Source organism: Mycobacterium sp. 1245111.1, assembly GCF_001673405.1.
Taxonomy (GTDB): Bacteria; Actinomycetota; Actinomycetes; order Mycobacteriales; family Mycobacteriaceae; genus Mycobacterium.
Genome location: NZ_LZLV01000155.1, coordinates 41,638 through 67,273, shown reverse-complemented (window position 1 = coordinate 67,273; position 25,636 = coordinate 41,638). Strand labels below are relative to the sequence as shown.

The window sequence follows — 25,636 nt, the reverse complement described above, 5'->3', positions numbered from 1 at the left end:
CCGGATTGCTTACCCTGGATGGGCGCGTTGGCTAGAAGGGGACAGCATGGCAGGTGGTACCAAGCGGCTGCCTCGTGCTGTCCGAGAACAGCAGATGCTCGACGCCGCAGTGGAAATGTTCTCGATCAACGGCTATCACGACACCTCGATGGACGCCATCGCGGCCAAAGCCGAGATCTCCAAGCCGATGCTCTACCTGTACTACGGCTCCAAAGAGGACCTGTTCGGCGCTTGCCTGGACCGCGAACTGGCGCGATTCATCGACGCGGTACGCGCTGACATCAACCTCGACCAGAGTCCGAGAGACCTGCTGCACAACACAATTGTCGCGTTCATGCGCTACATCGACGCGAACCGCGCGTCCTGGATCGTGATGTACACCCAGGCCACCAACTCGCAGGCATTCGCCCATACCGTGCGCGAGGGACGCGAGCGGATCATTGCGTTGGTGGTGCGAGTGCTGCAGGCCGGTACCCGGAATCCCGAACCCGACACCGACTTCGAGATGATCGCGGCCGCGTTGGTCGGCGCCGGTGAGGCGATCGCCACCCGGCTCAGCACCGGCGACACCGACGTCGACGGCGCCGCCGAAGTGATGATCAACCTGTTCTGGCGCGGTCTGAAGGGCAAGCCGACCGACAAAGACGCCGCCGAACCGCTCGCCGAGTTCGACTAGTTGAATGCGTAGCCGCAACACCGATTTCGCGTGTGCGGTCGTGATCGTCGGGCTGCTGGCCGGCTGTGCCGGGTTGACGACATCGCTGGTGTTGCGCTCCATCGAGCACCTCGCCTACCACTACAGCTTCGGCTCTCTGCTGCAGGCCGTGTCGGCGAGCAGCCTGCCGCGCGTCGCGCTGGGCCCGATGATCGGAGGCGCACTCGCCGGGCTGGGCTGGTGGTTTCTCCGGTCGCGGGCCGACGTGCCGCAACTCTCGTCGGCCATCAAGAAAGATCAACGTATTCGCTTGCTGCCGTTCGGCTTCGACGCCTTGCTGCAGGTGCTGGTGGTCGGCTCCGGTGCATCGTTGGGACGCGAGAGCGCGCCGCGTCAGCTGGCCGCCGCGCTGGGAGATTTCGCGACGGGTTGGCTCAAGCGGTTGTCGGCGCAAGACCGGGAGCTTCTGCTGGCCTGCGCGGCTGGGGCCGGCCTGGGTGCGGTCTACGCGGTGCCGCTTGGCGGGGCGCTGTTCACCCTGCGAATCATGTTGAAGACCTGGCATCCTCGCGCGATCGGGGCCGCGCTGATCACCTCCAGCCTGGCCGTGTCGGTCGCCTCGTTCGTTTCGCACAATCGGCCAAATCTCTACTGGCCCAACCCGCAGACGTCTTACCTGCTGATCGGATACGCGATCACTCTGGGTCCGCTGAGCCTGGTGTTGGGCTTGGCGTTCAATCGACTGATGGCCGCGGCCAGCACGCGTGCGCTGAGCCGATCGTGGTTGGTGGTCCCGTCGATCGCCGCCGCCGGCTTGCTGACCGGTATCTGTTCGCACTGGTGGCCCGAGCTGCCCGGCAACGGCAAGTCGATCCTGACCGCGTCGCTGGCCGGTGGGATGACGCTGCCGGTCGCCGCCGCGGTCCTGGTGCTAAAACCCGTTCTGACGGCGGCGTTTCTGCGCGCCGGCGCGGTCGGCGGGCTGCTCACCCCCGCGCTTGCCACCGGCGCTGCGGCCGGAACGCTGTTCGTGCTGGCGATCAACGCCGCTGCCGGGACACACTTTCACGGTCCGGCCATCTCGATGGCCGGCGCGGCCGGTGTGCTGGCGATCACCCAGGGCACACCGTTCTGGGCGGCGATCTTCGTCTGGGAGCTCGCCCGCCCACCGCTGTGGCTGGGATTGGTGTTCCTGGCCGGCGCGCTCAGCTCCTACGGCCTCTCGCGGCTGGTCGAACGCGGCCCGCTAAAGCGCCCGTAGTGTCCCGGTCAGGTGTGGGTAGCCCTTGGAGATGTTGCGCAGGCTGAGGTCCCAGCCGTCCTGGACCCGGTCGACGTACAACCCGGCACTGGCCGGCAGCAGCACCGGCTTGCCGAAGCGTACCGCGTAGGTCACCGCATCCGGGAGGCTGGCCTCCAGGTTCGCCAATACCGCTGCCGCACTGAACATTCCATGCGCGATCACGGTGGGGAAACCGAACAGCTTGGCGCCGACCGAACTGGTGTGGATGGGGTTATGGTCACCGCCGACCGCGGCGTACCGACGAATCTGGCCGGGGCTGATCCGCAGGATCGCCTTGGGCGCAGGTAACTTCGGCTGCTTCTGCGGCGGCGGCTTCGGCTCGTCGGACAGACTGGTCCGTTGCTGGTGCAGGAACGTCGTGACCTGGTGCCAGGCCACCTCGTTGCCGACGCTGACGTCGGTGAGAACGTCCACAAGCAGGCCCTTGCGGTGCTCGCGCAAGTTCTCCGCGTGCACGGCGATCTTGACCGTGTCGCTCACCCGGATCGGGCGGTACTGGGTGATCTCGTTTTCCAGATGTACGGAACCCATTGCGGCGAAAGGGAAGTCGAATCCGGTTACCAGCGACATCACGGTCGGGAAGGCGAGCGCGAACGGATACGTCAGCGGCACCGCGTCGCCGTAACGCAGCCCGGTGACCTCCGCGTACTCGGCCACGTTCGTGCGATCGATGGGCAGCTCGTCGATCGTCACGGTCCGGTCGGGCAGCGTCCCGCCGCGCGGCACGAACGGCAACGCCCCCGCTGCCGCGCGCAGCATGTTCCGAAGACCGCTTGGCTGTGTCACGACTACGCCCCTAGCCATGCCTGGCCGCAGACGCGAATGACGTTGCCCGTCACCGCGTTTGAGGCTGGACTGGCGAAGTAGGCGATCGCCTCGGCGACGTCGACCGGCTGGCCCCCCTGGTACAGCGAGTTGAGCCGGCGACCCACCTCACGGGTGGCCAGCGGGATGGCCTCGGTCATCTTGGTCTCGATGAAGCCGGGGGCGATCGCGTTGATCGTCACGCCCTTCTCGGCGAACTTCGGCGCTAGCGCCTGAGTCAGCCCGATCATGCCGGCTTTGGTGGTGGCGTAGTTGGTCTGCCCGCGGTTGCCCGCGATGCCCGCCATCGACGACAGACCGACCACCCGGCCGCCCTCGCCGATACTGCCGTTGTCGACCAAGCCCTCGGCAAGTCGTTGCGGCGCAAGCAGGTTGACGGCCAGCACCGAGTTCCACCGCGCGTCGTCCATGTTGGCCAGCAGCTTGTCGCGGGTGATCCCGGCGTTGTTGACCAGAATGTCGGCGTGGCCGTCGTAGTGCTCGCGCAGGTGCTCGGTGATCCGGTCGACGGCGTCGTCGGCGGTGACGTCGAGCGTCAGCGCCGTGCCGCCGACACGGGTGGCCGTCTCGGCCAGCGCGTCGGCGGCGGAGTCCACGTCGATGGCCACCACGCGGGCCCCGTCACGCGCGAACACCTCGGCGATCGTTGCACCGATGCCGCGGGCGGCGCCGGTCACGATGCCGACCTTGCCGTCCAGCGGCCGGTCCCAGTCCTTGACCGGGGCGGAATCAGCCGCGCCGACATGGAATACCTGACCGTCGACGTAGGCCGACTTTCCCGACAGCAGGAACCGCAGGGTCGACTCCAGGCCGGTGGCGGCAGGCTTGGCGTCCGGGGACAGGTAGACCAGCGAGACGGTGGAACCGTGCTGTAACTCCTTGCCCAGCGAGCGGGTGAAGCCCTCCAGCGCACGCTGGGCGATCCGCTCGTCGACGCTTTCCGCCTCCTCCGGCGTGGTGCCAACGACGACGATGCGGCCGGAGTGGCCGATGTTGCGCATCAGCGGCGTGAAGAACTCGTGCAGGGCGGTCAGCTTGGCAGGCGCCGTGATGCCGGTTGCGTCGAATACCAGCCCGGCGAACGAATCCGCCCAGCGCCCACCGAGATTGGCGCCCACCACGTCGTAGTCGGAGTCCAGCGCCGTCCGCAGCGGCTCGACCACCCGGCCGTCACCGCCGATCAGCAGGGACCCGGCCAGCGGTGGCTCACCTGCCCGATAACGCCGCAGCTTCTCGGGCTGGGGCACGCCGAGTTGCTTGGCGAGAAATGCACCGGGCCCGGAGTTGACGACTTGGGAGAATAGATCGGGTGCCACTGGGTTGCCTTTCGTGCTGTCGGGTATCTGTACGGTAGCCGAGAGCTAACTTACTCCAGAGTAAGAACAGTGGGTAAGATGGCTCCCAACACCGGATAACCATCAATTGACGGAGATAAGCGTGCCCTCTCAAAGCGCCTCAGCTGAAAGCGCCTCTGCAAGTTCCCAGGCGACCGCCCCCAAGCGACGCGTTGCGGTGCTGGGAGGTAACCGGATCCCGTTCGCGCGGTCGGACCGCGCCTACGCGGAGGCGTCCAACCAGGACATGTTCACCGCCGCCCTCGGCGGGCTGGTCGACCGGTTCAACCTGTCCGGCGAGCGCCTCGGCGCGGTCATCGGTGGCGCCGTGCTCAAGCACAGCCGTGACTTCAACCTGATCCGCGAATGTGTGCTGGGCTCCGCGCTGTCGTCCTACACCCCGGCCTTCGACCTGCAGCAGGCCTGCGGCACCGGGCTGCAAGCGGCGATTGCCGCCGCCGACGGCATCGCCGCCGGCCGCTATGAGGTGGCGGCGGCAGGAGGAGTTGATACCACCTCCGACGCGCCGATCGCGCTGGGCAACAGCCTGCGGCACACCCTGCTCGGGCTGCGCCGCGCCAAGTCGAACGTCGACCGGCTGAAGCTGGCCGGCAAGCTGCCGGCCAGCCTTGGCGTGGAGATCCCGGTGAACAGCGAGCCGCGCACCGGGCTGTCGATGGGTGAGCACCAGGCGATCACCGCCAAGCAGATGGGCATCAAGCGAGTCGACCAGGACGAGCTGGCCGCTGCCAGCCACCGCAACATGGCGGCGGCCTACGATCGCGGTTTCTTCGACGACCTGGTCACCCCGTTCCTGGGCCTGTACCGCGACGACAACCTGCGGCCGGACTCGTCGGCGGAAAAGCTGGCCAAGCTCAAGCCGGTGTTCGGCGTGAAGGCCGGCGACGCGACGATGACCGCGGGTAACTCGACGCCGCTGACCGACGGCGCGTCGGTGGCGCTGCTGGCAACCGAAGAGTGGGCCGCCGAGCGTTCGCTGACTCCGCTGGCCTACTGGGTCGACGCCGAGACGGCCGCCGTCGACTACGTCAACGGCGCCGACGGACTGCTGATGGCGCCGACGTACGCCGTGCCGCGGCTGCTGGCCCGCAACGGGCTCGCCCTGCAGGACTTCGACTTCTACGAGATCCACGAGGCCTTCGCGTCCGTCGTGCTGGCCCACCTGCAGGCGTGGGAGTCCGAGGAGTACTGCAAGGAACGGCTCGGCCTGGACGCGGCACTGGGGTCCATCGACCGGTCGAAGCTGAACGTCAACGGCTCGTCGCTGGCGGCCGGGCATCCGTTCGCCGCCACCGGCGGGCGGATCCTGGCCCAGCTGGCCAAGCAACTGCACGAGGCCAAGGCCGCCAATGGCGGTAAGCCGGTGCGGGGCCTGATCTCGATCTGTGCGGCGGGCGGCCAGGGCGTCGCAGCCATCCTGGAGGCCTGACGGCCGTCGTTTAGCCACGTCAAGCGGCGGGTAGCCATCGGGTCGGAACGCTCCGTGTTGTCGTCAGACCCCCGACCCGATGGCAGCGCGGGGCGTCCTCGAGCCGGGGCCGCCACGGAACGAGGGGATCCCGCGGCGGCCCCTTTTGTGTCCCGATGACAAAATCCCCCCGCCTCAATGGAGGCGGGGGGATTTTGCTGTCTAGCTGATCAGAACGCCGCTTCGTCGAGCTCCATGATCTCGTTGTCGATCGTCTCCAGCACCTGACGGGTGCTGGTCAACAGCGGCAGGAAGTTCTTCGCGAAGAACGACGCCACGGCGATCTTGCCCTCGTAGTACGAGCGGTCGGCGTCGCTGCAGCCGGCGTCGAGCGCCTCCAAGGCGACCGCGGCCTGACGCTGCAGCAGCCAGCCGATGACCAGGTCACCGACGCTCATCAGGAAGCGCACCGAGCCGGTGCCTACCTTGTAGATGCTGGAGATGTCGTCCTGGGCGGCCATCAGGTAGCCGGTCAGCGTCGCGGCCATCGCCTGCACGTCCTCCATGGCGGTGGACAGCAGCGCCCGCTCGGCCTTCAGGCGACCGTTGCCGGACTCGTTCTTGATGAACTCCTCGATCTGCCCGGACACGTGGGCCAGCGCCACACCCTTGTCGCGGACGATCTTGCGGAAGAAGAAGTCCTGCGCCTGGATGGCCGTGGTGCCCTCGTAGAGCGAGTCGATCTTGGCGTCACGGATGTACTGCTCGATCGGGTAGTCCTGCAGGAAGCCGGACCCACCGAAGGTCTGCAGGCTCTCGGTGAGCTTGGCGTACGCCTGCTCCGAGCCGACACCCTTGACGATCGGCAGCATCAGGTCGTTGACCTTGACCGCCAGATCGGCGTCCACACCGTGCAGCGCGTTGGCGACCGCCGCGTCCTGATAGGTCGCGGTGTAGAGGTACAGCGCACGCAGACCCTCGGCGTAGGCCTTCTGGGTCATCAGGCTGCGACGCACGTCCGGGTGGTGCGTGATGGTCACGCGCGGCGCGGTCTTGTCGGTCATCTGGGTCAGGTCGGCGCCCTGCACCCGCTCCTTGGCGTACGCCAGCGCGTTCAGGTAACCCGTGGACAGGGTCGCGATGGCCTTGGTGCCGACCAGCATGCGGGCGTTCTCGATGACCTCGAACATCTGCGCGATGCCGTTGTGCACCTCGCCGACCAGCCAGCCCTTGGCCGGCACGCCGTGCTGGCCGAAGGTGAGCTCACACGTCGCGGAGACCTTCAGGCCCATCTTGTGCTCGACGTTGGTGACGAAGACGCCGTTGCGCTCGCCCGGCTCGCCGGTCTCGAAGTCGAACAGGAACTTCGGCACGAAGAACAGCGAGAGACCCTTGGTGCCCGGACCGGCGCCCTCGGGGCGTGCCAGCACCAGGTGGAAGATGTTCTCGAACATGTCGTCGGAGTCACCCGAGGTGATGAACCGCTTCACCCCGTCGATGTGCCACGAGCCGTCATCCTGCTGGATGGCCTTGGTCCGGCCGGCACCGACGTCCGAACCGGCGTCCGGCTCGGTGAGCACCATGGTCGAGCCCCAGCCGCGCTCGGCGGCCAGCACGGCCCACTTCTTCTGCTCTTCGGTGGCCAGGTTGTAGAAAATCTGGGCGAATCCCGCGCCGCCGGCGTACATCCAGACGGCGGGGTTGGCGCCGAGCAGGTGCTCGTGCAGCGCCCACAGCATCACCTTGGGCATCGGCATGCCGCCGAGTTCTTCGTCCAGGCCGACCTTGTCCCAGCCGCCCTCGATGACTGCGTGCACCGACTGCTTGAACGCCTCGGGGAGCTTCACCGAGTGTGTCTCCGGGTCGAACACCGGGGGATTGCGGTCACCCTCGACGAATGAGTCGGCGACCGGCCCCTCGGCCAGTCGGCTCATTTCGGTGAGCATCTCACGGGCGGTGTCGGCATCCAGGTCGGCGTAGTCGCCTTCACCGAATGCTTTGTCGATTCCCAACACCTCGAACAGGTTGAATACCTGGTCGCGGACGTTGCTCTTATAGTGGCTCACTTGTTCCTCCTCGATGAGAACGCCACTTCTAGGTTGGGTACTTGGGCTAAGTTACCCACCAGTAACACGGCTAAACTATACCGGCGAGTAACCAGTTGCAAGCCACTGTGAGCTAAATATCAACCAACCAGTTGGCTTCACGGCGATCCGGATGGTGGCACGCCCTTCTACCTGCGGCAACGATCAATACGATGGTGACTGTGCGAAGTGTCACGACACTCCCGGAAGTGGACCTACGCCACCCTGCCGTCCAACTGAGGACGCAGCTGCGGGAGGTGGCCCACGAGGTCGGGTTCTTCTACCTGACGGGCCACCGGGTCCCGGACTCGCTCGTCGGCCGGCTGCTGGGCGCGGCGCGACAACTCTTCGCGCTGCCGCAGGCGGACAAGGACGCGATCGCGATGGTTCGCAGTCCGCACTTTCGTGGCTACACCCGGCTCGGCGGGGAACTGACCCGCGGCGAGGTGGATTGGCGCGAGCAGATCGACATCGGCCCGGAGCGCGAGCCGGTCGGTGGCCCCGGCCGGCCCGATTATCTGTGGCTGCAGGGCCCCAACCAATGGCCGGCCGGTCTGCCGGAGTTACCGGGCGTCGTCGCGGAGTGGGACGCGGCGCTGAGCGAGCTTTCGCGCACCCTGCTGCGGCACTGGGCCGCGGCGCTGGGCAGTCCGGCGGGGATCTTCGACGCCGCGTTCGCCGGGGCGCCCGCCACCCTGATCAAGATCGTGCACTATCCGGCGACCGCTGCCACCTCGCAGGGCGTAGGCGCACACCGCGACTCGGGCGTGCTCACGCTGCTGCTTGCGGAGCCGGACAGTCAGGGGTTGCAGGTGCGCGGACGCGACGGCGATTGGGTCGACGTGCCCGCCCGGGACGGGGCGTTCATCGTCAACATCGGTGAACTGCTTGAAATCGCGACCGGCGGCTATCTGCGCGCCACCGAACACCGGGTCAACCTGCGGCGCTCAGCCGGCCGGATCTCGGTGCCCTACTTCTTCAACCCGCGACTGGACGCGCAGATCCCGACACTGTCGCTGCCGACGGAGTTGGCGCGACGGGCGCAGCGGCGCACGGACCCGTCAGACCCCATCCACCCGGTGTACGGGCGCAATGCCTGGAAGAGCAGGCTGCGGGCGCATCCAGACGTTGCGGCCGCCCACGGCTACGTGACGGGCAGCGCGAAAGCTGTAACGCCCGACAGGTAGGGTCGGCACTACGAAATCCCGTCGACGCGAGTGAATCCCGGTGAATACACCTGACAAGCTGACGCCCACCTCTCTGCGCGAGGCCTTTGGTCATTTCCCGTCCGGCATCATCGCCATCGCCGCCGAAATCAACGGGGTCCGGGAGGGCCTGGCCGCCAGCACGTTCGTCCCGGTATCGCTGGATCCGCCGCTGGTCTCGTTCTGCGTGCAGAACACCTCGACGACGTGGCCCAAACTCAAGGATGCCGCGGCCCTGGGCATCAGCGTGCTGGGCGAGTCACACGACGGTGCCGCGCGCGCCCTGGCGGCCAAGACCGGCGATCGCTTCGCCGACCTGGAAACCGTGTCCTACAGCAGCGGTGCGGTCTTTATCCACGGCACCAGCCTCTGGATGGAGACGGCGATCGAACAACTCATTCCCGCCGGAGACCACACGATCGTCGTGTTGCGGGTCAGCGACGTCCGGGTCGACCCTGATGTCGCGCCGATCGTGTTCCACCGCAGCGTGTTTCGACGCCTCGGCGTCTAGGGGCAATCCAACTAGGGACGCCGGCCGAGCTCCTCGCGATAAGCCTGGATTCGGCGCTCGATTTCGGCGCCCTCGTCGTCGCGACCTTCTTTGTGAGCCAGCTCCGCGCGCGCCGTCAACTCGCTGATGGCCGTGCGAATCTCGTTGACGCTGGTGGGCTTTCGGATCGTCATTGGTCACCGCCTTTCCGCTTGTACCCGACGGTACGCGGATCGGCGGCGACTTCACACCCGGCTTATCGGCGGAAAAGCTTGCTGCCCAGCCACACGACCGGGTCGTACTTGCGGTCGGCGACGCGCTCCTTCATCGGGATCAGCGCGTTGTCGGTGATGTGGATGCTCTCGGGGCAGACTTCGGTGCAGCACTTGGTGATGTTGCAATAGCCGAGGCCGTGCTCTTCCTGCGCTTCGTCGCGCCGGTCACGGGTGTCCAGCGGGTGCATCTCCAACTCCGCGATCCGCATCAGATAGCGCGGGCCCGCGAAGTTCTCCTTGTTGTCCTCGTGGTCACGGATCACGTGGCAGACGTTGTTACACAGGAAGCATTCGATGCACTTGCGGAACTCCTGAGAACGCTCCACATCCTCCTGCTGCATCCGGTATTCGCCGGGCTGCAGATCCTTCGGCGGCGCGAATGACGGGATTTCGCGGGCCTTCTCGTAGTTGAACGACACGTCGGTCACCAGGTCACGGATCACCGGGAAGGTCCGGATCGGCGTCACGGTCACCACTTCGTCCTCGGCGAAGGTCGACATCCGTGTCATGCACATCAGCCGTGGCTTTCCGTTGACCTCGGCCGAACACGAGCCGCACTTACCGGCCTTGCAGTTCCACCGCACCGCCAGGTCCGGCGTCTGGGTCTGCTGCAGGCGGTGGATGATGTCCAGGACCACCTCGCCCTCGTTGACCTCGACGGTGAAGTCTTGCAAGCCGCCGCCGGCCTCGTCGCCGCGCCATACCCGCAGGGTTGCGTTGTAGCTCATCAGCCTCTCCGTCCTGGGTGGTCGGCCAGCTCTTCGTCGGTGTAGTACTTCTCCAATTCCGAGATCTCAAACGCCTCGAGCAGGTCGGGCCGCATCGGGATCTGGTCTTTGCGGGTCACCGAGACGTCGGGGACGATCGGGTCGTCGCCGCTGGCGCTGCAGACCAGCAGCACCTTGCGCCACGACGGGTCCATCCCCGGGTGGTCGTCGCGGGTGTGCCCGCCACGGCTCTCGGTGCGCTCCAGCGCGGCCTTGGCCACACACTCGCTGACCAGCAGCAGGTTGCGCAGGTCGAGGGCCAGGTTCCAGCCCGGGTTGTACTCGCGACCGCCGTCGACGTGAATGTGCTTGAACCGCTCGCGCAGCTGCTCGAGCCGGCCGAGGGCCTCGGTGATCTCCTCGGATTTGCGGATGATGCCGACCAGGTCGTTCATCGACTGCTGCAGCTCGAGCTGCAGCGTGTAAGGGTTCTCCGCCGCGCCGCCGGCCGGGGTCTCGAAGGGTGCCAACGCCCGCTTGGCGGCGGTGTCGACGGCGTCCTCGGCCACCTTCGGGCGGTTGGTCAGCCCCCGCACGTAGTCGGCGGCGCCCAGCCCGGCGCGACGACCGAACACCAGCAGGTCGCTCAGCGAGTTGCCGCCCAGCCGGTTGGAGCCGTGCATGCCGCCGGAGCACTCGCCGGCGGCGAACAGGCCCGGAACCGTCGCGGCGCCGGTGTCGGCGTCCACCTCGACGCCACCCATCACGTAGTGACAGGTGGGCCCGACTTCCATCGGTTCCTTGGTGATGTCGACCCCGGCCAGCTCCTTGAACTGGTGGTACATCGACGGCAGTCGCTTCTTGATCTGCTCGGGCGTCAACCGCGAGGCGATGTCGAGATAGACACCGCCGTGCGGGGTGCCGCGGCCGGCTTTGACTTCGGAGTTGATCGCGCGGGCGACCTCGTCACGGGGAAGCAGGTCGGGGGTGCGACGGGCCGAGTCGTTGTCCTTGAGCCACTGGTCGGCTTCCTGCTCGGACTCGGCGTACTGACCCTTGAACACGGGCGGGATGTAATCGAACATGAACCGCTTGTCGTCGGAGTTCTTCAGCACTCCGCCGTCGCCGCGCACACCCTCGGTGACCAGGATCCCCTTGACGCTGGGCGGCCAGACCATGCCGGTCGGATGGAACTGGACGAATTCCATGTTGATCAGCGTCGCGCCCGCGCGTAGCGCCAGCGCGTGGCCGTCGCCGGTGTACTCCCACGAGTTCGAGGTGACCTTGAATGACTTGCCGATACCGCCGGTGGCCAGCACCACGGCGGGCGCCTCGAACAAGATGAACTTGCCGGTTTCGCGGACATAGCCGAAGGCTCCGGCGATCCGCCCCCCATTTTCTGAGCCGTCCTTGATCAACTCGGTGATCGTGGTCTCGGCGAACACCTGGATCCGCGCTTCGTAGTCGCCGAGCTCGGCGAAGTCTTCCTGCTGCAGCGAGACGATCTTCTGCTGCATGGTGCGGATCAGCTCCAGGCCGGTGCGGTCACCGACGTGCGCCAGTCTCGGGTAGGTGTGTCCACCGAAGTTGCGCTGGCTGATCTTGCCGTCCTTGAGACGGTCGAAGAGCGCGCCGTAAGTCTCCAGCTCCCATACCCGGTCGGGGGCTTCCTTGGCGTGCAGCTCGGCCATCCGCCAGTTGTTCAGGAATTTGCCACCGCGCATGGTGTCGCCGAAGTGGGTCTTCCAGTTGTCCTTCGGGTTGGTGTTGCCCATCGCCGCGGCGCAGCCGCCCTCGGCCATCACCGTGTGGGCCTTGCCGAACAGCGACTTCGACACCACGGCGACCTTGAGACCGCGTTCCCGCGCCTCGATGACCGCGCGTAGACCCGCGCCCCCGGCACCGATGACGACTACGTCGTAGGAGTGCCGTTCGACCTCAGTCATTCCAACCTCACTAAACTCTTTGATTACCGTGAATCAGCTTGTCAGCCAATGAATCTCAGGTCGGGAATGGCGCCGCCGGCCACGAGGGCGATGTAGAAGTCGGTGAGCATCAGCGTGCCGAGGGTGATCCAGGCATACAGCTTGTGCCGGGTGTTCAGCTTGCTGACTTGCGTCCAAATCCAGTACCGCACAGGGTGTTTGGAGAAGTGCTTGAGCCGCCCGCCGGTGACGTGCCGGCATGAGTGGCAGGACAACGTGTAGACCCACAGCATGATCACGTTGACGACCATGATCACGTTGCCCAGGCCGAAACCGAATCCGCCGGGGCCGCTGTCGGAGTGGAACGCGACGATCGCGTCGTAGGTGTTGATGATCGAGATGATCCCGGCGATGTAAAAGAAGTACCGGTGGGTGTTCTGCACGATGAGCGGGAACTTCGTCTCACCGCTGTAGTGCACCCGGGGCTCGGCCACCGCGCATGCGGTCGGCGACTGCCACACCGTGCGGTAGTAGGCGCCGCGGTAGTAGTAACAGGTCAGCCGGAACAGCAGCAGGAACGGCAGCGTCAGCGCCGCGAACGGCAGCCACCAGACGTGCGGCAGGATCTGCGGCCAGAAGTCGCTGGCACCGTCGGTGCACGCCGTGCTGAGGCAGGGCGAGTAGAACGGCGTCAGCATGTGGTACTTCGGAACGAAGAAGTAATTCTGTTGGAACGCACGGAATGTCGCGTAAATGACAAATGCGGCGAATCCCAAGTCAATTCGCAGCGGCGACATCCACCACCGGTCGGTGCGCAGCGTGCGCTGGTCGATGTGTGCTCGCGTGGGTGAAAAGACACCGGACGCAGGGCGGTTCGCCGTGGGTGCGCTCATCAAATGTTCCTCTTCGAACGGGCTGTTCGTCGAAGAGTACACATCTCCAGCCCCCGGAAATCCGGCGGGCTTGGGTTTCAGGACCGGTGGTGGCCGCCGACTCCCTCGTGGTCGACGTCGCGCCAAAAGTCGCGGTCGTAATCGGTATCGGGAATGGCGATCTTTTCGCTGGATTGCTGCACTGTGACACGCGCTAAGTCGAATTCGGAAACATCGGTGTCAAGTAATTCGATGTCGCCGAGAAGGCGGTCGGCGTCGATGACGATGCGGCGCACCGCGGGGCTGTCGCCGTAGCGCGACTTCAGCGTGCTCACGCACCGCCGCAAGCCGCCGATGAGGTCGTGCAGTTCGGCCAGTTCGGTAGTGCTGGACAACGGATCTCCCTGGAGGCGAAGGTGTCATGGATCACAGTACGGCTCCATACTATCCAGCGCGCGCCGCCGGCGTGAGACAGATCACGTGTCGCGGGGTCATCCCGGGTGGATCGGCTCCAGCATCCGGTGCGGTCGACGCAGGGCTTCGCTGACAGGATCGTGGCGGTCGCGCGGCCGCCGCGGCGGATGCACGACGATGTCGGCCACGTCCGGCGATTCCCCGCACGACGAACACCGACGGTCTGGCCCGATCGCGCCGCCGCAGTCCGCGTGCCGGTAGCTGCGCCGCCGCGCCTGCTCGACGTAGTTCTCGTTGCCCCAGCTGACCAGCGACCAGATCGTCGGCCACAGGCGCCGGCCCTTCGGGGTCAACACATATTCGTCGCGACCCCTGTCGCCGGGGACCTTGTCCAGCACTCCTTCGTCGACCAGGAGCGAAAGCCGTTCAGCGAGAACGGCTTTCGGCATACCCAGATGTGTGCGGAAGTCGGTGAAGCGCCGCACCCCGTAGAACGCGTCACGGACGACCAGCAGCGTCCATCGCTCGCCGACGACCTCGAGGGTGCGCGCGATCGGGCAAATCTCGGCGGTGTATTCACGCGGTAGGGCCACGTACCGATCCTACCCTTGCAGGTTCATTGACCGAACCATAAACTCGTGCCATGGCCTTTCACACGCAACCGCACGGCATGACCCGCGTCGACATCGAGACCGGCATTCCTTTCGAACAGTTCGTCGCGGCGCTGGAGGAAGCGGCACCGCCGGTCGACCGAACGGCTTTGGAGCGCATCCGGGCCGCCGGCGGGAATTGGGACGACGTGCGCGCCGCCGCGGCCGCCAACGCGCCGCACGACTTGATGGTCTACGCCAAGATCGATGGGCGCGGATTCTTCGACATCGCCGGACATCAGACTCCGGCGATCGAGTATCTGATCGGCAACCACGTGATCGCCGAGACGATGTTCCGGCACGACCCGAAGGCCCTGCTGTACGCGCCGTTGCGGATGCTGGTTCACGGCGATGCCGACGGCAACGCGATCTTCACGATGGACCAGCCCGGCCCGGCGTTCGGCAGTCTCGGCAGCGCCGAGGTGGCCGCGGTCGGCGTCGACCTCGACCGCAAGGTGGCGAACCTGCTCAAGGTCATCGGGGTCGATGTCGGGCAGGCGTTCGGCTGACAGGCCGAATCCGGTGAAGCCGTTGGGCTCCACCGGATTCGAGTGCACCTACTTGCTGATCTCGATGCGCTGCGCCTGGGTTCCGGCGTGGGCGCCGGCGACCCGGACGGTCAGTACGCCGGCGTCGTAGGACGCCGTTACGGCGTCGCCGGTGATGTGCGCGGGCAACTGGAACGAGCGGCGGAAGGATCCGTAGCGCACCTCGCGGAGCGTGCGGCCATCCTTCTCCTCGGCGTGCTCGTCGCGACGCTCGCCGTGGATCACCAGGCGGCCGTGCTCGACCTCGACATTGACGTCGTTTTCGACGTCGACGCCCGGGAGTTCGAGCCGTACCACCGCGTCCTCGCCGTCCTTGACGATCTCAGCGGCCGGGCTGAAACCGGCTGCAACCGGCTTGATCCAGTCGGTCGCCGCGGCCGGTCCGAAGAATTCGCGTCGCCAGCGGTCGACATCCCATGCCGGGCGCGACCACAACGTCAGGTTGCTCATCTGTGTCTCCTCGTGCTGTGTGGGTGCCGACGCTCTGCCGGCATCTACCCAGACAAACTTGAGTCGACCACGCTAAAGTTCCGGCCGAGAGTTCGCCGTCAGCGAACAGCGGCCCAGCGGCGGTGGTGGTCCGCGCCTACCAGACGTCGCCGTCGCGCCAATCGCAGGCCAACGCCGCGGTGGGGTCGAGATCGATCCCGAGCGGTAAAACGAACACCGAGCCGTCGTCGGCGGGCGTTCGGGTCGGCCCACTGGGCGCCAGCACCGACGTGGGCCCGCGCCACGGCAGCCACCCGCGCAGTGTGTACAGCCGCCGGCCGCGGTCCGAAGAGCTCAGCGCGCCGAGCTGGTAACCACCGCGGATTACCTGCTCGCACGCGTCGAGTATCGCGATCGCCAGTCCCTGCCCGCGCCAATCCTCGCGCACGGCAACAGCTTCGACGTAGCCGCAGCGCAGCGCGGCCCCGCGGTAGAGCAGACGCCGCTGGGTGACCGCGCCGTGCGCGATGATCGCGCCGTGATGCCAGATCAGGGCGTGCATGCCGCCCAGCGCGTGCTCCCAGTCGGTGTCGGTGAAGTCGCCACCGAACGCCTCGCTGACCATGTCGCGGGCGCGCTGTCGCGCGTCAATTTCCAGATCGGAGGTGTGGACCAGGCGAGCGGTGTGAACCAGGGTGGGCACATTGCTGGTCTACCAGTTCGCCTAGGCCCTCGCTACCGGAGTCGGCACAGAAGTTGCTATGGATCTCGGGCGAGACCAGTGCAGGCGAACGGGCTGGCCGGGGCGCAGCTGAGCGATCGTGTCGATGTCGCGGTCGGCGATCACACCCACCACCGGGTAGCCACCGGTGACAGGGTGATCGGGGCCCAGGATGACCGGTAATCCGTTAGGCGGCACCTGGATTGCGCCGCGGGCCGTGCCCTCGCTGGGCAATTGGCGGCCCGGGTTGCGATGGGTCAACGGACGCCCCTGGAGTCGCATGCCCACCCGGTCGCTGCGGTCGGAAACCATCCAGACGGTGTGCACCAAGGCGTCGGCGTCGGCGAGCCAGTCGTCACGCGGCCCGGGCACCACCAGCAGGTCGACGAGTTGGTTCGAGATCGCCTCAACCGGGGCCTGCTCGAGTTCGGGATAGTCCTCGGTATGTTGCCCGACCGGCAGGACGTCGGCCGGTTGCAGCGGCAGCGGGCCGATACCCGAGAGCACGTCGTAGCTACGTGAACCGAGCACCGGCAACACGTCGATGCCGCCGCGTACCGCCAGATATGTGCGCAGCCCGGACTCGGGGGCGCCCAGCGAAATCACATCACCGTCGCAGACATGCTGAATACTGTTGGCGCCGAACATCGTTGAGCCGGCGATGGCGTGGGTGTCGGCCCCCGTCACCGCGATGTCGACGTCGCCGCCGCGGACGCGTGCCGCGAATCCGCCCATGGTCACCTCGATGGTGGCGCGGTCGTCGGGGTTGGCCACCAGACGATTGGCCAGCGTGTGCGCACGGCGGTCCGCCGCTCCGGAGCGGGTGACGCCGAGGTGCGCCAGGCCGACCCGACCGAGATCCTGCACGAGCGCCAGCGGTCCGGTCCGCAGAATCTCCAGGGTGGTCATCGGTTAGACCGCCCTGAATCGGACCCGGGCCTCCGGTGTCAGCAGCGCCGGGTCGGGTCGATCGATGTCCCACAGCACCGCGTCGGTGCGACCGATCAGTTGCCATCCGCCGGGGGAGCGGCGCGGATAGATTCCGGTGAATTCGCCGGCCAATCCGACGGCTCCGGCCGGGACGGCGGGGCGTGGCTCCGGGCGACGCGGCACGGCCAGGCGTGGGTCCCCGCCGACCAGGTACGCGAAACCCGGTGCAAAGCCACAGAATCCGACGGTCCAGGGTTGGGCGGTGTGCGCGTCGACCACCTCTTCCCTGGTCAGTCCGGTGAGTTCGGCCACCTCGGCGAGATCGTCGCCGTCGTAGACGACATCGATCACCAGCGGCTCGCCCGCCGTGGTCGGCTTGGCGTAACTTCCCACGTCCAGCTTCTGGAGCCGACGGCGAACGGCCCCCTGCCGGCCGGGGCCGTCGAGTTTGAGCAGCACGGTGCGCGCGGCCGGGACCACGTCGAGCACCTCGGGTATCGCGGCGTCGCGCAGAACGGCCGCCCACGCCAAAACCTCTGCGGTGCTGTCGAATTGCAGCAGAAGCGCTTGGTCTCCGTAGTCGAGGGCAGTCACACTGAATGTAGGGCGTTGGCGATCAGCGGCGGTAATTGGTCGGCCACCAGCGGGTAACTCAGCGGTGACGCGTAGGCGATGGCTCCAGCCTGCTCCTTGGTGGTGAACACGCTGCGCGAACGCTGCTCTGCCACATCGGGATTGGCCAGCAGGGCGGCCTGGTCCGCCTCGCTTTCGGTCGTCCAGATCAACAGTTCGGCGTCGGCGAGCACGGACTTGACCTTGTCGCGGGGGATGAACGCGCGTTGCTGGTCGACGGCCAACGCGGCGAGGCTTTCGGGAAGGCCCAGGCCCATCTGCTTGAGGAAGTCGGTCTGCCAGCCGGTGGTCGCGACCACTTGGTCGTCGTGCAATGTGCCCTGTAGGAGCAACACCCGCTTGTTCTTGAATTGCGGGTACTTGTCCGCGACGGCGGTGAAGCCCTTGTCGACTCCGTTGATCAGCGCGTCCATCTGGCCGGATTGAAAGACCGCCTGGCCGATGGCTTTCGCCTGGTCCTTCCACGGTTCGAAGAACGCGTCGCCGTCGGACTGGGCCAGCGTCGGGGCGATCGCGGCCAGCTTCTGATAGCTGTCCTGATCCAGGCCGGCGTCGCTGGCGACGATTAAATCGGGTTTCAGCCCGGAGATCTCGTGGACCTGAATTCCGTTGTCCAGGTTCAGGACAACGGGTTTGGCGCCGCCAAGTTTGGGCTGGGCCCACGGCCACACCCCGAATGGCTGATCGCCGAACCAGTTGGTCACCGCGATGGGGATGACCCCGAGTGCCAGCAGGTCGTCCTGCCCGGTCAAGCCCGCACTGACCACCCGCTTGGGTGGGTTGGCGATCGTCGTCTCACCGAAGGCGTGCGAGATGGTGACCGGCCCGTTGCCACTGCCGCCACCGGTCGCCGCGGACGGCGCCTTGTCCCGCGAGCAGCCCGCGAGGGCGAGTAGGCCCGCAGCCGCGCCGGCGCTCAGGAAGCTCCGGCGATTCCATTGCTGGTCCACGGCGTGAGCCTAGCGCGATCAGCGGGTCGGCTTGTGCGTCCAAGGGCTGTAGTCGGCAATCAATTCCTCCTGCGGCGGCCGCTCACCGTCGGGCACATGTTGCAGGTTGATCCGGATCCGGTACCAGATCGAGCTCGGTCCGCGCATGCCGTCGACCAGTACGTCGGCCGGCTCCAAACGCTCGGCCGCCGCGGGATGACGCTCCCGCCAGGTGTCGAGCGCGGCCATCGCCTCGTCCTTGGTCTTGGTGCGGGCGATCTCGATCAGCGGCATCACCGATTGACGTCGGCCCGACCCGTCGCGGCGTGCGCCCTTCGGTGCCTTCTCCGCGGGGCCGAGTTCCTCTGCACGCGTGAGCAATTGGTCGAGACTACCGGCGGATTCGCCGATGCCTGCCCAGGGGTCACCGATGTCGGCGTAGCGCTGCGGCACCGTCGCCACGGTGAAATCGGCGGGGTCGCAGTCGGCGACCTCGTCCCACTGCAGTGGCGTCGACACCCGCGCGTCCGGGGTAGCCCGCACCGAGTACGCGGACGCGACAGTGCGGTCTTTGGCGTTCTGGTTGAAGTCGACGAACACCCCTTCGCGCTCCTCTTTCCACCAGCGGCTGGTCGCCAAGTCGGGGGCGCGTCGCTCCACCTCCCGCGCGACGGTCTGCGCGGCCAGCCGCACCTGCCGAAACGACCAGTCCGGCGCGATGCGCGTGTAGATGTGGAAACCGCGCGAGCCCGACGTCTTGGGCCAGGCGGTCAGCCCGTGATCCTCGAGCACCTCGCGGGCCACCTGCGCGACGTCGACGATCTGTTGCCACGTCACCCCGGGCATCGGATCCAGGTCGACACGCAGTTCGTCGGGATGCTCCAGGTCTTCGGCGAGCACCGGATGCGGGTTGAGGTCGACGCAGCCCAAGTTGATCGCCCAGACCAGGCCGGCCGCGTCGCGGATGACCGCCTCTTTCGCCGAGGTGCCGCGCGCATACCGAAGTTCGGCGACGTCGACCCAGTCGGGCCGCTTCTCCGGGGCGCGCTTCTGGAAGACGGCCTCCTGGTCGATGCCCTTGACGAAGCGTTTCAGGATCATCGGCCGACCGGCGACTCCGCGCAGCGCGCCGTCGGCGACCGCCAGGTAGTAGTGGATCAGGTCGAGCTTGGTGTGGCCGGCCTGCCCATCCCGCTCGGGAAAGACCACCTTGTCGGGATGGGTGACCTCGACCTGGCGACCGCCGACGTTTAGCGACACCGGAGCCATGGGCACATGCTAATTCGGCACAGCGTTCCGACCGCCGTGCGACCTACGTCACATAGGGTGGACGACATGCCTAATCTCATTGATTTGCCCGGGCAGGCCTTCGCCAAGATCCACCAGTCCGTCGGACAGTATCTGGCACGCGGCGTGTCTGAACTGCATTACCTCCGCAAAATCATCGAATCCGGAACGTTCCGGCTGGAGAACCCACTGAACTACGCGGCGATGGCCGCCGAGATCGCCAAGTGGGGCGAGATCGGCATGCTGCCGTCATTCAACGCCCGGCGGACACCGGACCGCGCCGCGATCATCGACGACGCCGGCGAGCTGACCTACAAGGAGCTCGACGAGGCGGCTAACGCGGTGGCGCATGGGCTGCTGGCCAAGGGCGTGAAAGGCGGCGACGGCGTCGCGATTCTGGCGCGCAACCACCGCTGGTTCGCCATCGCGGAATTCGGCTGCGCCCGAGTGGGGGCCCGGATCATCCTGCTGAACAGCTCCTTCTCCGGCCCGCAGATCAAGGAGGTGTCCGAGCGCGAGGGCGCCAAGCTGATCATCTACGACGACGAATACAGCGAGGACGTCAGCAAGGCCGACCCACCGCTGGGCAAGCTGCGCGCGCTGGACATCAACCCGGACGGCGAGGACTCCGGCAGCTCCGACGAGACGCTGGCCGACTTGGTCGCCGCCCACAGCCGAGCGCCCGCCCCCAAGGCCAGCAAGCGCTCGTCGATCATCATCCTGACCAGCGGCACGACGGGCACCCCGAAGGGCGCCAACCGTAGTACCCCGCCCACGCTGGCGCCGATCGGCGGCATTCTGTCGCACGTGCCGTTCAAGGCCAACGAGGTGACCTCGCTGCCGGCGCCGATGTTTCACGCCCTGGGTTTCCTGCACGCCACCATCGGCATGTTCCTGGGGTCGACGCTGGTGTTACACAGCAAGTTCAAGCCCGAGCAGGTGTTCGAGGACATCGAGAAACACAAAGTGTCGGCGGTTGTCGTTGTGCCCGTGATGCTGTCGCGGATGCTCGACGCACTGGAAAAGATGGACAACAAACCCGACCTATCCAGCCTGCGGATCATCTTCGTTTCGGGGTCGGCACTCGGCGCCGATGTTGCCGAGCGGGCACTCAAGGACATCGGCCCCGTCGTCTACAACATGTATGGATCCACCGAGATCGCGTTCGCCACGATCGCCGGGCCCGAGCACCTGAAGTTCAACTCCACGACGGCCGGGCCCCCGGTCAAGGGCGTCAAGGTCAGGATCTACGACGACAACGGCAAGGAGTTGCCGCAAGGCGAGGTGGGCCGGATCTTCGTCGGCACCAGCTTCCCGTTCGAGGGCTACACCGGCGGCGGGAAGAAGCAGATCATCGACGGCTTGCTGTCATCCGGCGACGTCGGCTACTTCGACGAGCGCGGCCTGCTCTATGTCAGTGGCCGTGACGACGAGATGATCGTCTCGGGCGGCGAGAACGTGTTCCCCGCGGAAGTCGAGGACTGCATCAGTGGACACCCAGATGTGTTGGAGGCCACCGCAATCGGCGTCGAGGACAAGGAGTGGGGTCACCGGCTGCGCGCATTCGTCGTCAAGAAGGGTGGCGCGGACCTCGACGAAGACGCCGTCAAGAAGCACGTCAGGGACCAGCTGGCGAAGTACAAGGTGCCGCGCGAAGTGATCTTCCTCGACGAACTCCCGCGTAACCCCACCGGGAAGATCCTCAAGCGCGAGCTGCGCGAGATCGACGCCGAGTAGCTCAGCCGTCGAAACCCGTTGCGCCGTCTAGCTGTTCGCGCAGGATGTCGATCTGACCGGTATGGCGGGCAGTCTCCTGGATCATGTGCAGGTAGATCCAGCGCAGCGACACCGTCGTCTCGAGCCGGCCATGCCGGAGCTCGTGGTCCAACGAATATCGCGCGGCGATTCGACGGGATTCCGCGCACTGCGCCTGGTATTCGGCGATCAGGGTGGGCAGGAATTCGTCGGACTGAAGCTCGAATTCCCACGAGCGCTCATGGGTGCGACGGTTGTCGTCGAGCCGTCCCTGCAGGAACTGCTCGAACCAGCCGTATTCCGCCCAGCGCAGGTGTTTGACTAACCCCCCGACGGTGGTCGGCGACGGGACGAGGTGGCGGTGGGCGTCGGCGTCGGAGAGACCGGAAACCTTGCGTACCAGGATGTCTCGGTAGTCGTCGAGGAAGGCTTCCAGCGTGGCGCGTTCGCCGGATACTGCGTGTTCGCGACGATCGGGCCGCTGCGTCTCTGCCATGCGGCCGAAGGTAGCACTCTCGGCCGGCGGTCGATCTCAGCGTCGCTCGCGGATGCTCCGGGTCACTTCGGCGGACAGCTTCGGGTCCCGCAACAGCAGTTCGATCAGCGCGCTGATCACTTCCTGTCCGGTGACCCGCGCATAGCCGAGCCGGTCGGCGGCGTCGCGCTGCCAAATGTCGAGGGCCCGGTGGGTGGCGGGGGAGAGGTCGACGGTGCGCCGGGTCCGCTGGGCGCGCGACGGTTGCTCGGGCTTCTGAAGGTGGTTGTTCTTCCGGATGCTCGGTAAGCGTTCGGTCTGCGCCGAGCCCTCGGCACGCGAGGGCGGCTTGGCTCGGAAAGAGGGCGAGCTGGGGTCCATGCGGCTGACGACCTTCGATTGCGGGGCTTTCAGTAGTTCAGGAGTTAAGTATGTCGGCCCGGGGGCCTGTGTGCAGCGCTGGCACGCCGCGCGGTGCTGGCGCTCAGCGTGACGCCGAGAGCGCGGGGATGGTGACGGCCTCATCGAGTGAGGTTGCTGTCGATCAATTTCGATGCGAATCCGATATATTAATAGCGCACAGGCTTCATTCGCTGAACGGAGATGTCGAATCGCGTTTTATATGTATCTACTGGAATATGTAAAGGCGTAAATCCTGATCGGAGTATCCACGGATCTACTGATGTCAGTAGGCCGTCAAAACGTCATTGTCCAGGTATTATCGACGACATCAGTGGTTACTGAAAGTAGTAGATCCTACCTTCAGGAGGTCCTGAAGGTAGGAAACTATGAATAGCGCTTTTCAGTATTGAAGTGACTTATCGTATACATTAGCTGGTCACAACCAGGAGATACATTCTCAGGCAAAATAGCAACGCCATTCAGGATTTGCTAAGGAACGAAACTTAGCGTTCTTGGTGTCAGTCACTAGACGACGGAGGAGCACCCAAGATGTCTGTTTCACTCTCTTCGGTCCGCCGCGCCGCCGCTAGCGCAGTCGGCGCAGGCGCGGTGGCAGGCGCAATGCTTTTCGGTAGCACGCCCATCGCCCAGGCGGCCCCACCGCCCGTTTCCGGTACCAGCTTCCAGATGTCCGGCCCCCATGGCGTCCCGCTTAGGCCCGGTGGCGGCGGGGGCCACGGCTGGGGCGGCGGCCATGGCGGTCCTGGCCCTGGCGGTTGGGGTCACGGCGGCCCTGGCGGCTGGGGACACGGATGGCACGGCGGCCCGGGGCCTGCCGGCTGGGGCCACGGATGGCACGGCCCCCCGGGCCCTCCTGGCTGGGGCCCGCGTGGCTGGGGCCCGCCTGGCTGGGGTCCGCCTGGCTGGGGCTGGGCTCATCCCGGCTTCTGGGGCAATCCAGGCTTTTGGGGCCCACACCACGGCTGGTGGTGAGCCCCCAAATAACCAGGGGGAATAGGCCGGCCTCGTTCTTGGACAAACGAGGCCGGCCGCCCCCGACCCGTAGCCGTTCACGCCGATCTGAGCTCCGTCAGGTCGGCGTGAACTTTTCGCCAGTGTTGGCCTAGGGATCGCGCGGCAGCCCCAGCAGTCGCTCGGCGATGATGTTGAGCTGCACCTCCGACGTGCCGCCGTAGATCGTGGTCGCGCGGCTCGCCAGCAGGTATTCGGCCCACTTCCCGGACAGCTGCTCGGGGTCGCCGATCGCGCCGTCCGTGCCGAACGAGGACACTCCGAATTCGGCATAGCCTTGGCCGGTCCGCATCGATAGCAGCTTGGAGATGGCCGCCGAGGGCATCGCGTCCCCGCCGGCCAGCGTCAGCAATGTCGAACGCAGATTGAGCACCTTGGCGGCATGGCCCTCGGCGATCAATTGGCCGCCGCGGTTCTGCGCGATCTGATCGAACTGCCCGTCGCGGATGAAATCGACGAACTGGTCCAAACTCGCCAGGAATGGCGCCTCGCTGCTGCCGATCGAAACCCGTTCTGCCGTCAGCGTGTTACGGCTGACCTCCCAGCCGCGGTCGACCTCGCCAAGGACCAACTCGTCCGGGACGAAGACGTCGTCGATGAAGACGGTGTTGAACATCGCGCCGCCGGTGAGCTCACGCAGCGGCTTCACCTCGACGCCCTCGCTCTTCATGTCGAGCAGGAAGTAAGTGATGCCGTTGTGCTTCGGCGCGCTTGGGTTCGTGCGGGCAAGCAGCGCGCCCCACTGGGAGAACTGCGCCGCCGTGGTCCAGATCTTCTGGCCGGTGATCCGCCAGCCGCCGTCGACCTTGGTGGCCTTGGTGCTCAGCCCGGCCAGGTCCGATCCCGCGCCCGGCTCGGAAAACAGTTGGCACCAGACCATTTCGCCGCGGAACGTCGGCGGCAGAAAGCGCTGCTTCTGCTCCTCGGTGCCGAACGCGACGATCGACGGCACGATCCACCCCGCAATGCCGATCGGAGGGCGCCGGACGCGCCCGGTGTTGAACTCCTGGGCGATGACGATCTGCTCGACCGGGTTGGCGTCACGCCCCCACGGCTTCGGCAGATAGGGCAGCACCCACCCGCCCTCGGCGATCGCGGTGTTGCGTTCCTCGCGCGGAATCTCCTTGAGCCCGGCCACTTCCGCGCGGATCTCGGCGCGCAGCTTCTCGGTGTCGGGATCCAGGTCGATGTCCAGGGCGCGCATCCCGGTCTTGGTGGCGGTGTCGACCACGCGCTGGGGGTACGTGGCTTTTCGCCCGAAGCCGGCGGCAATCACCAGCGCCCGTCGGTAGTACACGTTCGTGTCGTGCTCCCAGGTGAACCCGATGCCGCCGTGCACCTGGATGCAGTCCTGGGTGCAGCGCTGCGCGGCGGCCGGCGCGAGTGTCGCCGCCACTGCGGCGGCAAACTCGACCTTGGAACCCTCGGTGTCCCAGCCATTCTCGCGGGCCTCGTCGACGGCGCGGGCCGCATCCCACACCGCAGCGGTGGCGCGTTCGGTGTCTGCGATCATCTCGGCGCACTTGTGCTTGACGGCCTGGAACTGGCCGATCGGCCGGCCGAACTGCTCGCGGATCTTGGCGTATTCGGAAGCCGTGTCGGTGGCCCACCGCGCGACGCCGATCGCCTCGGCCGACAACAGCGTGGAGATCAGCGCGTGCGCGGTGACCGCGTCGAGGTTGCTCAGCACGACGTCGTCGGAGACTTCGACGGCGTTGGCGCGCACATGTGCGATCGGCCGCAGTGGGTCGACGCTGGCGACCGGTTCGATCTCGAGCTGGTCGGCCGGCAGCACCACCCATTCTTCGCCGCTGTCGATCGCCACCGGCAACACCAGCAGCGACGCCTGGGCCGCGGCGGGCACGGCGCGGGCTTCGCCGCGAATCACCAGGGAATTGCCATGCGACGTCGCGGTCAGACCCGAATCCAGCGCGTAGGCGGCGATGACGGCGCCGGAGGCCAGGTCGGCCAGGACTTTGGCGTCAGGGTCGTGGGCCGAGATCAGTGCACTGGCAATCGCGGACGGCACGAACGGCCCCGGAACGGCGCCGTAGCCGAATTCGGCGAGCGTGATGGCCAGCTCGAGGATGCCAAACCCTTGTCCGCCAACGGATTCGGCGAGGTGCAGGCCCTGCAGGCCTTGGTCGGCCGCGGCTTGCCAATACGGCGGCGGGTTGTCGATCGGTGTTTCCAGCGCGGCGTGGAGGACCTCCGACGGCGCTACCCGCGCCACCAGGGACCGCACGGAGTCGGCCAGGTCTTGATGCTCAGGGTTGATTGCGATCGGCATTGGTCGCCTTCCTTGGAATTCCCGGGGCCGGTGACGG

The 25,636-nt window shown here is 66.5% G+C and carries 25 protein-coding genes; 7 read left to right on the top strand and 18 right to left on the bottom strand.

The window, feature by feature from the left end; translation table 11 throughout:
* Positions 1 to 46 precede the first annotated feature (46 nt).
* Positions 47 to 676 (top strand): TetR/AcrR family transcriptional regulator, encoded by a 630-nt coding sequence (locus A5658_RS26505; RefSeq protein WP_067342406.1) that lies wholly within the window; start codon positions 47 to 49, stop codon positions 674 to 676.
* 4 nt (positions 677 to 680) lie between these two features.
* Positions 681 to 1,916, top strand: coding sequence for a chloride channel protein (locus A5658_RS26500; RefSeq protein ID WP_067342404.1), 1,236 nt, complete (start codon positions 681 to 683; stop codon positions 1,914 to 1,916).
* Here the strand turns inward: A5658_RS26500 and A5658_RS26495 are convergent.
* Positions 1,902 to 2,744 (bottom strand): MaoC/PaaZ C-terminal domain-containing protein, encoded by an 843-nt coding sequence (locus tag A5658_RS26495; RefSeq protein WP_067342401.1) that lies wholly within the window; start codon positions 2,742 to 2,744, stop codon positions 1,902 to 1,904. The genes A5658_RS26500 and A5658_RS26495 overlap by 15 nt on opposite strands.
* Positions 2,745 to 2,746: 2 nt before the next feature.
* On the bottom strand, positions 2,747 to 4,099 hold the full coding sequence (locus A5658_RS26490) for a 3-oxoacyl-ACP reductase (RefSeq protein WP_067342399.1): 1,353 nt from the start codon (positions 4,097 to 4,099) through the stop codon (positions 2,747 to 2,749).
* 121 nt (positions 4,100 to 4,220) lie between these two features.
* On the opposite strand from A5658_RS26490, the gene A5658_RS26485 reads away from it, so the two are divergent.
* Positions 4,221 to 5,567, top strand: a complete 1,347-nt coding sequence (locus A5658_RS26485; RefSeq protein WP_067342397.1) for an acetyl-CoA C-acetyltransferase — start codon at positions 4,221 to 4,223, stop codon at positions 5,565 to 5,567.
* Between the two features lie 209 nt (positions 5,568 to 5,776).
* Here A5658_RS26485 and A5658_RS26480 read toward each other — a convergent pair whose 3' ends face one another.
* On the bottom strand, positions 5,777 to 7,612 hold the full coding sequence (locus tag A5658_RS26480; RefSeq protein WP_067342395.1) for an acyl-CoA dehydrogenase: 1,836 nt from the start codon (positions 7,610 to 7,612) through the stop codon (positions 5,777 to 5,779).
* 191 nt (positions 7,613 to 7,803) lie between these two features.
* Here A5658_RS26480 and A5658_RS26475 point away from each other — a divergent pair, with 191 nt between their 5' ends.
* Positions 7,804 to 8,817 carry an isopenicillin N synthase family oxygenase gene (locus tag A5658_RS26475; protein ID WP_067342393.1) on the top strand — a complete coding sequence of 338 codons (1,014 nt, stop codon included), beginning with the start codon at positions 7,804 to 7,806 and terminating at the stop codon, positions 8,815 to 8,817.
* A 40-nt stretch (positions 8,818 to 8,857) separates the two neighbouring features.
* The gene (locus tag A5658_RS26470) at positions 8,858 to 9,346 is read left to right on the top strand and encodes a flavin reductase family protein (RefSeq protein ID WP_067342391.1); all 489 of its coding nucleotides are present in this window, start codon (positions 8,858 to 8,860) and stop codon (positions 9,344 to 9,346) included.
* A gap of 11 nt (positions 9,347 to 9,357) precedes the next feature.
* Here the strand turns inward: A5658_RS26470 and A5658_RS28575 are convergent, their stop codons facing one another.
* The 6 genes from A5658_RS28575 to A5658_RS26445 all read right to left on the bottom strand — a co-directional run bounded on the left by A5658_RS28575 (position 9,358) and on the right by A5658_RS26445 (position 14,111).
* On the bottom strand, positions 9,358 to 9,519 hold the full coding sequence (locus A5658_RS28575; RefSeq protein WP_197503232.1) for a hypothetical protein: 162 nt from the start codon (positions 9,517 to 9,519) through the stop codon (positions 9,358 to 9,360).
* A gap of 62 nt (positions 9,520 to 9,581) precedes the next feature.
* A complete protein-coding gene (locus A5658_RS26465; RefSeq protein WP_067342389.1) occupies positions 9,582 to 10,328 on the bottom strand; it encodes a succinate dehydrogenase/fumarate reductase iron-sulfur subunit in 747 nt (248 codons plus the stop codon).
* Positions 10,328 to 12,253 (bottom strand): fumarate reductase/succinate dehydrogenase flavoprotein subunit, encoded by a 1,926-nt coding sequence (locus tag A5658_RS26460; RefSeq protein WP_067342387.1) that lies wholly within the window; start codon positions 12,251 to 12,253, stop codon positions 10,328 to 10,330. Before A5658_RS26460 ends, A5658_RS26465 begins: the two co-directional genes overlap by 1 nt.
* Positions 12,254 to 12,294: 41 nt before the next feature.
* Positions 12,295 to 13,125, bottom strand: a complete 831-nt coding sequence (locus A5658_RS26455) for a hypothetical protein (protein ID WP_067342385.1) — start codon at positions 13,123 to 13,125, stop codon at positions 12,295 to 12,297.
* A gap of 77 nt (positions 13,126 to 13,202) precedes the next feature.
* Positions 13,203 to 13,499: a hypothetical protein gene (locus A5658_RS26450; RefSeq protein WP_067342383.1), complete on the bottom strand. Its 297-nt coding sequence runs from the start codon at positions 13,497 to 13,499 to the stop codon at positions 13,203 to 13,205.
* A 96-nt stretch (positions 13,500 to 13,595) separates the two neighbouring features.
* Positions 13,596 to 14,111 carry a helix-turn-helix domain-containing protein gene (locus tag A5658_RS26445; RefSeq protein WP_067342381.1) on the bottom strand — a complete coding sequence of 172 codons (516 nt, stop codon included), beginning with the start codon at positions 14,109 to 14,111 and terminating at the stop codon, positions 13,596 to 13,598.
* A gap of 50 nt (positions 14,112 to 14,161) precedes the next feature.
* Between A5658_RS26445 and A5658_RS26440 the strand changes: the two genes are divergently transcribed.
* Complete coding sequence (locus A5658_RS26440; RefSeq protein WP_067342379.1) at positions 14,162 to 14,677, top strand: hypothetical protein; 516 nt, start codon at positions 14,162 to 14,164, stop codon at positions 14,675 to 14,677.
* A gap of 48 nt (positions 14,678 to 14,725) precedes the next feature.
* Here the strand turns inward: A5658_RS26440 and A5658_RS26435 are convergent, their stop codons facing one another.
* The 6 genes from A5658_RS26435 to ligD all read right to left on the bottom strand — a co-directional run bounded on the left by A5658_RS26435 (position 14,726) and on the right by ligD (position 19,627).
* Complete coding sequence (locus A5658_RS26435) at positions 14,726 to 15,166, bottom strand: Hsp20/alpha crystallin family protein (RefSeq protein WP_067342376.1); 441 nt, start codon at positions 15,164 to 15,166, stop codon at positions 14,726 to 14,728.
* A 136-nt stretch (positions 15,167 to 15,302) separates the two neighbouring features.
* Positions 15,303 to 15,848: a GNAT family N-acetyltransferase gene (locus A5658_RS26430; RefSeq protein WP_067342374.1), complete on the bottom strand. Its 546-nt coding sequence runs from the start codon at positions 15,846 to 15,848 to the stop codon at positions 15,303 to 15,305.
* Between the two features lie 21 nt (positions 15,849 to 15,869).
* Positions 15,870 to 16,775 carry a 5-oxoprolinase/urea amidolyase family protein gene (locus A5658_RS26425; protein WP_067342372.1) on the bottom strand — a complete coding sequence of 302 codons (906 nt, stop codon included), beginning with the start codon at positions 16,773 to 16,775 and terminating at the stop codon, positions 15,870 to 15,872.
* A 3-nt stretch (positions 16,776 to 16,778) separates the two neighbouring features.
* On the bottom strand, positions 16,779 to 17,426 hold the full coding sequence (locus A5658_RS26420; RefSeq protein ID WP_067342521.1) for an allophanate hydrolase subunit 1: 648 nt from the start codon (positions 17,424 to 17,426) through the stop codon (positions 16,779 to 16,781).
* Complete coding sequence (locus tag A5658_RS26415; RefSeq protein WP_067342370.1) at positions 17,387 to 18,379, bottom strand: ABC transporter substrate-binding protein; 993 nt, start codon at positions 18,377 to 18,379, stop codon at positions 17,387 to 17,389. Before A5658_RS26415 ends, A5658_RS26420 begins: the two co-directional genes overlap by 40 nt.
* A gap of 18 nt (positions 18,380 to 18,397) precedes the next feature.
* Positions 18,398 to 19,627 (bottom strand): non-homologous end-joining DNA ligase, encoded by a 1,230-nt coding sequence (gene ligD / locus A5658_RS26410; protein WP_067342368.1) that lies wholly within the window; start codon positions 19,625 to 19,627, stop codon positions 18,398 to 18,400.
* A 66-nt stretch (positions 19,628 to 19,693) separates the two neighbouring features.
* On the opposite strand from ligD, the gene fadD2 reads away from it, so the two are divergent.
* Positions 19,694 to 21,382, top strand: a complete 1,689-nt coding sequence (gene fadD2, locus A5658_RS26405) for a long-chain-fatty-acid--CoA ligase FadD2 (protein ID WP_067342519.1) — start codon at positions 19,694 to 19,696, stop codon at positions 21,380 to 21,382.
* 1 nt (position 21,383) lies between these two features.
* Here the strand turns inward: fadD2 and A5658_RS26400 are convergent, their stop codons facing one another.
* The 3 genes from A5658_RS26400 to A5658_RS26385 form a co-directional block, all read right to left on the bottom strand.
* Positions 21,384 to 21,896 carry a DinB family protein gene (locus tag A5658_RS26400; protein ID WP_067342366.1) on the bottom strand — a complete coding sequence of 171 codons (513 nt, stop codon included), beginning with the start codon at positions 21,894 to 21,896 and terminating at the stop codon, positions 21,384 to 21,386.
* Between the two features lie 36 nt (positions 21,897 to 21,932).
* Entirely contained in the window at positions 21,933 to 22,256 is a 324-nt protein-coding gene (locus tag A5658_RS26395; RefSeq protein WP_067342364.1) for a hypothetical protein, read from the bottom strand.
* A gap of 1,144 nt (positions 22,257 to 23,400) precedes the next feature.
* Positions 23,401 to 25,599 (bottom strand): acyl-CoA dehydrogenase, encoded by a 2,199-nt coding sequence (locus A5658_RS26385; RefSeq protein WP_067342360.1) that lies wholly within the window; start codon positions 25,597 to 25,599, stop codon positions 23,401 to 23,403.
* Positions 25,600 to 25,636: the final 37 nt, after the last annotated feature.